4 protein-coding genes are annotated in these 6,816 nt (G+C 69.6%); all 4 read left to right on the forward strand.

Translation table 11 applies throughout. The features are described from left to right. The first annotated feature begins 20 nt into the window (after positions 1-20). The 4 genes from ABIA33_RS28980 (at position 21) to ABIA33_RS28995 (ending at position 6,699) form a co-directional block, all read left to right on the forward strand. A complete protein-coding gene (locus ABIA33_RS28980; protein ID WP_370085622.1) occupies positions 21-1,169 on the forward strand; it encodes a sensor histidine kinase in 1,149 nt (382 codons plus the stop codon). 336 nt (positions 1,170-1,505) lie between these two features. Next, the gene (locus ABIA33_RS28985) at positions 1,506-5,384 is read left to right on the forward strand and encodes a multifunctional oxoglutarate decarboxylase/oxoglutarate dehydrogenase thiamine pyrophosphate-binding subunit/dihydrolipoyllysine-residue succinyltransferase subunit (protein WP_370085613.1); all 3,879 of its coding nucleotides are present in this window, start codon (positions 1,506-1,508) and stop codon (positions 5,382-5,384) included. An 86-nt stretch (positions 5,385-5,470) separates the two neighbouring features. Then, the gene (locus ABIA33_RS28990; protein WP_370085614.1) at positions 5,471-5,653 is read left to right on the forward strand and encodes a DUF6104 family protein; all 183 of its coding nucleotides are present in this window, start codon (positions 5,471-5,473) and stop codon (positions 5,651-5,653) included. A gap of 146 nt (positions 5,654-5,799) precedes the next feature. Continuing rightward, a complete protein-coding gene (locus tag ABIA33_RS28995) occupies positions 5,800-6,699 on the forward strand; it encodes a DUF4097 domain-containing protein (protein ID WP_370085615.1) in 900 nt (299 codons plus the stop codon). The last annotated feature ends 117 nt before the right edge of the window (positions 6,700-6,816 follow it).

A 6,816-nucleotide genomic window follows, 5' to 3' on the forward strand; every position in this document is an offset into this window, starting at 1 on the left:
ACAGCAGGGGCCTGCCACCACTGGACCGGACCGACGAGCTCCCGCGCAGTCCGGGCCCGCTGCGCCGCGCGGCCGGCCGGGTCTGGGCGGACCTGCGCCCGCTGGACCCGCTGCGGTCGATCAAGGCCAAACTGGCCGTCCTGGTGATCACCTCGGTGGGCATCTCCACCCTGATGGTAGTGATGGCGCTGAATTCGGACACCCAGATCCGCATCGTCATGATCTTCTCGGTCGTCGCCTCGCTGCTGATCACCCAGCTGCTGGCGCATGGAATGACCGCGCCGCTGCGGGAGATGACCGCCGCCGCCCGCGCCATGGCTGCGGGCGACTACAGCCGCCAGGTGCGGGCCACCTCGCGGGACGAGGTGGGCGAGCTCGCCACCGCCTTCAACACCATGGCGGGCGACCTGGAGGCGGCCGACCGGCAGCGCCGCGAGCTGGTCGCCAACGTCTCGCACGAGCTGCGCACGCCCATCGCCGCGTTGCGGGCCGTCCTGGAGAACGTGGTCGACGGGGTCGTCCGCCCGGAACCGGCCACCATGACCGCCGCTCTGGAGCAGACCGAACGCCTGGGCCGGCTGGTCGCCCACCTGCTCGACCTGTCCAAGATCGCGGACGGGGTCGCCTTCCTGGACGCCCGGGAGTTCGGCGTGGAGCCCTTCCTGGCCGGAGTGCTGCGCGGGCTGACCGTCGACGGATCGACCTCCGGCGGCGCGAGTCGGCGACGCCATGACGTCGCGCTGGCCCTGGACGTCTCCCCCGGCCTGACCGCCGTCGCCGACCAGGAACGGCTGCACCAGGTGGTGGCCAACCTGGTCGACAACTCCTGCCGGCACAGTCCCAAGGACGGCACGGTGACCGTGCGGGCGCGCGCGGACGCCGGGCGGGGACTGCTGCTCGAGGTCGCCGACCAGGGGCCCGGCATCCGCCCCGAGGACCGCCACCGCGTGTTCGAGCGCTTCAGCCGGGGCAGCGGCCCGACCGCGCAGGGTCCCGGCAGCGACGGCGGCACCGGCCTCGGCCTGGCCATCGCCCGCTGGGCGGTGGACCTGCACGGCGGCACGATCGCGGTCGCCGACTCCCCGCTGGGCTGCCTGATCCGGATCACCCTCCCCGGCCCGCGCGCTCCGCGGAGCTCCACCAGGAGCGGGCCCAGAAGCTCCGTCTGAGCTCCGTCCGAGCTCCGTCCGAAGCACGTGCGCGCCGGGGCCCGTCCGGATCGTGTCCGACTGGGACAGACTTGGGACAATTGCCCGTAGTGCTCCGCCCAGGATCGCAACATTGGCTATCTTGTCTGCTTTTGTCACACTTGCCTCAGGCGAACAGCTACTCGTTATCCCCCATAACGACCGATCCCTAACGTGCCTTTCCGGCCAAACTCAGCGCCCGCACTGTGATCTGGGCGACGACCGGGGGGCGGGACCTGCGCAGACAGGCATCGGGGGCGTAGCCTTGGCATCCGCTGTCCACCATCCTTAAGGAAGCGGAAGAGGGCGGTTGCCGCCGTGTCGCCACAGTCCCCCCATACCTCGAACAGCTCGACCGCCACAGAACAGGACCCGGTGCACACCGGTCCCGGCGCCGACCCGACAGCAGGGTTCGGCCCCAACGAGTGGCTGGTCGACGAGATCTACCAGCAGTACCTCCAGGACCCGAACTCAGTAGACCGCGCCTGGTGGGATTTCTTCGCAGACTACAAAGCCGGCGCCGGCAAGAGCGCCGCAGCGGGTGCCCCCGCCGGAGCCGAGGTGACGGCGGCACCGCAGACCGCCGCGGCCCCCTCGACCCCGGCAGCGTCCCCCGCGACCGTCGAAGCAGTCCCGCCGACGCCCGCACCCGCCGCAGCCCCCGTGGCTGCCGCACCCCCCGCCGTCGTGCCGCCCGCCGTCGCACCCCCCGCCGTCGTGCCGCCGAAGCCCGCAGCTCCGCCCGCGCCCGGCCGGCCCGCGCACTCCACCCCGGCCGAACCGGCCGACGCCCTTAAGGACAGCAAGAACGTGACGTCCCCCGTCGCCCCCACCGGTCCCGAGCTGATCGCCCTCAAGGGCCCCTCCGCCCGGATCGTCGCGAACATGGACGCCTCACTCTCGGTGCCTACCGCGACCAGCGTGCGCGCCGTCCCGGCGAAGCTGCTGATCGACAACCGCATCGTGATCAACAACCACCTCAAGCGCGCCCGTGGCGGCAAGGTCTCCTTCACCCACATCATCGGCTACGCCATGGTGCAGGCGATCAAGGCCATGCCGGCGATGAACCAGAGCTTCGCGGAGAAGGACGGCAAGCCCTTCCTGGTCAAGCCCGACCACATCAACCTCGGCCTGGCGATCGACCTCACCAAGCCCAACGGCGAGCGGCAACTCGTCGTCGCCGCCATCAAGAAGGCGGAGACCCTCGACTTCTTCGGCTTCTGGCAAGCCTACGAGGACATCGTCCGCCGCGCCCGTACCAACAAGCTGACGGTCGACGACTTCTCCGGCGTCACCTGCTCGCTGACCAACCCGGGCGGCATCGGCACGGTCCACTCCGTGCCGCGGCTGATGCCCGGTCAGGGCACGATCCTCGGCGTCGGCTCGATGGAGTACCCGGCCGAGTTCCAGGGATCGTCCCAGGAGACCCTGTCCCGCCTGGGCGTGTCCAAGGTCATGACGCTGACCTCGACCTACGACCACCGAGTGATCCAGGGCGCGCAGTCCGGCGAGTTCCTCCGGACCATGCACCAGATGCTGCTGGGCCAGGGCGACTTCTACGACCAGATCTTCCAGTCGCTGCGGATCCCCTACGAGCCGGTCCGCTGGGCCACCGACGTGGACATCAGCCACGACAACGAGGTCAACAAGACCGCCCGCGTTCTGGAGCTGATCCACTCGTACCGGGTCCGCGGCCACCTCATGGCCGACACCGACCCGCTGGAGTACAAGCAGCGCAAGCACCCCGACCTGGACGTCCAGGGCCACGACCTGACCCTGTGGGACCTGGAGCGCGAGTTCGCGGTCGGCGGCTTCGCCGGCCGGACCATGATGAAGCTGCGTGACATCCTGGGCGTGCTGCGCGACTCGTACTGCCGCACCATCGGCGTCGAGTACATGCACATCCAGGACCCCAAGCAGCGCCGCTGGATCCAGGCCCGGCTCGAGCGCGGCAACGACAAGCCCGAGCGCGAGGAGCAGCTGCGGATCCTGCGCCGCCTCAATGCCGCCGAGGCGTTCGAGACGTTCCTGCAGACCAAGTACGTCGGCCAGAAGCGCTTCTCGCTGGAGGGCGGCGAGTCCGTCATCCCGCTGCTCGACGCCGTTCTGGACTCCGCCGCCGAGGCGAAGCTGCAGGAGGCCGTGATCGGCATGGCCCACCGCGGCCGGCTGAACGTCCTGGCCAACATCGTCGGCAAGTCCTACGCGCAGATCTTCCGGGAGTTCCAGGGCAACCTGGACCCGAAGTCGATGCACGGCTCCGGCGACGTCAAGTACCACCTGGGCTCCGAGGGCACCTTCACCGGCATCGACGGCGAGACCATCAAGGTGTCGCTGGCCGCCAACCCCTCGCACCTGGAGGCGGTCGACCCGGTCGTCGAGGGCATCGTCCGCGCCAAGCAGGACATCCTCGACAAAGCTGGCGACTCGTTCGACGTCCTCGCCGTGCAGATCCACGGTGACGCGGCCTTCGCCGGCCAGGGCGTCGTCGCGGAGACCCTGAACATGTCGCAGCTGCGCGGCTACCGCACCGGCGGCACCGTGCACGTGGTGATCAACAACCAGGTCGGTTTCACCGCCGCCCCGGCCGCCTCGCGGTCGTCCATGTACTGCACGGACGTGGCCCGCATGATCGAGGCCCCGATCTTCCACGTGAACGGCGACGACCCGGAGGCCGTGGTCCGCGTCGCGCGGCTCGCCTTCGAGTTCCGCCAGGCGTTCAGCAAGGACGTGGTCATCGACCTCATCTGCTACCGCCGCCGCGGTCACAACGAGGCCGACAACCCCTCGTTCACCCAGCCGCTGATGTACGACCTGATCGACAAGAAGCGCTCGGTGCGCAAGCTCTACACCGAGGGCCTGATCGGTCGCGGAGACATCACCGTCGAGGAGGCCGAGCAGGCGCTCAAGGACTACCAGGACCAGCTGGAGAAGGTGTTCGCCGAGGTCCGCGAGGCCAACTCGACACCCGCCCCGACGACCAGCGAGCGCCCGCAGGCGGACTTCCCGGTCTCCCTGCAGACCGCCATCTCCCAGGAGATGGTCAAGCGCATCGCCGAGTCCCAGGTCGCGCTGCCGGACTGGCTGACGGTCCACCCGCGACTGCTCCCGCAGCTGCAGCGCCGTGCCGCGATGATCGAGGACGGCACCATCGACTGGGCCATGGGCGAGACCCTCGCCATCGGCTCGCTGCTGATGGAGGGTCACCCGGTCCGGCTGGCCGGCCAGGACAGCCGCCGCGGCACCTTCGGCCAGCGCCACGCTGTGCTGGTGGACCGGGTCACCGGCGAGGACTACACCCCGCTGCTGTACCTGACCGAGGACCAGGCCCGCTACACCATCTACGACTCGCTGCTCAGTGAGTACGCGGCGATGGGCTTCGAGTACGGCTACTCGCTGGCGCGCCCGAACGCCCTGGTCGCCTGGGAGGCCCAGTTCGGCGACTTCGTCAACGGCGCCGCCACCATCGTCGACGAGTTCATCACCTCCGCCGAGGCCAAGTGGGGCCAGACCTCAGGGGTCACCCTGCTGCTGCCGCACGGCTACGAGGGCCAGGGCCCGGACCACTCGTCCGCCCGCATCGAGCGCTTCCTGCAGCTGTGCGCGGACAAGAACATGACCGTCGCTCAGCCGACCCTGCCGTCGAACTACTTCCACCTGCTCCGGTGGCAGGTCCACAACCCGCACCACAAGCCGCTGATCGTCTTCACCCCGAAGTCGATGCTGCGTCTGAAGAGCGCGGCGTCCAAGGCGGATGAGTTCACCACCGGCGGTTTCCGCCCGGTGATCGGCGACTCCACGGTCGACCCGGCGAACGTCCGCAAGGTCGTCATCACGGCGGGCAAGTTCTACTACGACCTGGAGGCGGCCAGGACCGAGCGCGGCATCACCGACACCGCGATCGTCCGCGTCGAGCGCCTCTACCCGCTGCCGATCGCCGAGCTCCAGGAGGAGCTGCAGCGCTACGGCGGGGACGTCCAGTACGTCTGGGCCCAGGAAGAGCCGGCCAACCAGGGCGCGTGGCCGTTCATCGCGCTCAACCTGGTGGACCACCTGGACGTGGTCGTCGGCCGCAACGCCAACAGCTCCAGGCTGCGCCGCGTCGCCCGCCCGTCCTCCTCCGCCCCGGCGGTCGGCTCGGCCAAGCGGCACGCGGCGGAGCAGGCGCAGCTGATCGAGGACGTCTACTCGATCTGACGGTCTGAGATCCACCCGGGCCCGGCACCCCTCCCTCGTGGAGGGGGGCCGGGCCCTCCCCACACCCCCGATCAGGAGATCCACTCGTGTACTTCACCGACCGAGGCATCGAGGAGCTGCAGAGCCGGCGCGGCGAGGAGGAGGTCAGCTTCGACTGGCTGGCCGACCGGCTGCAGGAGTTCGTCGACCTCAACCCCGAGTTCGAGGTGCCGGTCGAGCGCCTGGCGACCTGGCTCGCCCGCCTGGACGACGTCGAGGACGAGGAGTAGCGGCTTCCGGAACGGCAGGCCGAGGAACGGCAGGGTCCAGGAACAGCAGGGTCGCGACCGCTTGACTTCCCAGCGACACGATATAACGTGAATAGCAGAGGACGCGATACATAGCGCGTCCTCGTCAACCTATCGGGGAGTCCGGCATGTCCGAGCAGTGGACCGTCAGCGCACCAGAGAAGCTCACCTTCGACACCGAGGTCACCCGGCTGCGGGTACGCACCGTCGCGGGTGCCGTCAATGTCGTCGCCGCCGAGGGCCCGGCCCGGCTGGAAGTGACCGAGATCGAGGGCCCACCGCTGCAGGTCACCCTCGACCGGGGCGAGCTCACCGTCTCCTACGACGACCTGAGCTGGAAGGACTTCTCCTGGAAGTCGCTCTCCCACTTCGTCGGCCAGTGGCGCAGCAAGCGACGTGCCGTGGTCTCCCTCGCGGTTCCCGCGCGCACCCGGATCGAGCTCGGGTCCGCCTCCTCGGACACCGTCATCTCCGGCGTCACAGCGCCGGTGACCGTGCACAGCGCCAGCGGCTCGACCACCTTGGTGCGGCTGGCCGGCCCGGTTGACGCCAACACCGTCTCCGGTAGCGTGCGGGCGCAGTCGGTCTCCGGCGACCTCAAGGTCAACACGGTGTCCGGCGAGCTCACCGTGTTCGAGGGCACCAGCGGCAAGCTCAAGGCCAACTCCGTCAGCGGCGCGATGACCGTGGACCTCGCCCACGACAACGACACCGACGTGAGCCTCAACAACGTCTCCGGCGAGGTCGCCGTGCGCATCCCCGCACCCACCGACGCCGAGGTCCACGCCAACACCACCAGCGGGGACGTCTCGAGCGCCTTCGAGGAGCTGCACGTCGGCGGGGCCTGGGGGGCCAAGCAGATCAGCGGCACCCTTGGCCGGGGCACCGGCAAACTGAAGATCACCACGGTCTCCGGTTCCGTCGCCCTGCTCCGTCGCCCCGCCGCCGAGGACGACGCCCCCGGCGACGCCCCGCGCGCGCTCGACACCGCACCCCTCGACTTCGACAAGAAGGAGGACCAGGCATGAGCGAGCGAAGCGAGTTCATCAGTCAGAAGGCGGCGCTGGACGAAGGCCCCGCCGAGCGTAGCGAGGTGGGCACATGAGCGAGCGAAGCGAGTTCATCAATCAGAAGGCGGCGCTGGA

The sequence above is a fragment of the Streptacidiphilus sp. MAP12-16 genome, assembly GCF_041262165.1.
Classification (GTDB): Bacteria; Actinomycetota; Actinomycetes; order Streptomycetales; family Streptomycetaceae; genus Streptacidiphilus.